Annotated in this window: 1 pseudogene (only partly in view); it reads right to left on the reverse strand. The window is 56.8% G+C overall.

What is annotated here, in order from left to right:
* Positions 1 to 36: 36 nt before the first annotated feature.
* A pseudogene (locus tag A1830_RS23310) lies at positions 37 to 303 on the reverse strand (type IV secretion protein Rhs); its annotated part runs 694 nt beyond the window's last position; the annotation flags it as partial.

Consider the following 303-nt stretch of genomic DNA (forward strand, 5'->3'; position numbering starts at 1 on the left):
GCCTTCTGCGTGTATCAGCCGGTTTTCCGCATCATATTCGTAATGCTGTTCATACAGGCCGCTACGGCGGCTGACCAGGTTTCCCCACCCGTCGTATTTCATAAACAGATTTTGCCAGTGCGTCAGGCGGTTCTCCGTCAGCGGCAGGGCAGACAGGTCATTATCCGGCAGCAGATTATCCGCAGCGTCGTAGCGGAACGTCCTGGTGCTGTGGTCCGGGCGGGCTTCGTAGTGCCTGAGAAGACGACCTTCCTCATCATAGCCATAAATCGTGCTGCCACGCAGTGTGTCGCTGACGTCAGA

Source organism: Erwinia sp. ErVv1, from assembly GCF_900068895.1.
GTDB lineage: Bacteria > Pseudomonadota > Gammaproteobacteria > Enterobacterales > Enterobacteriaceae > Erwinia.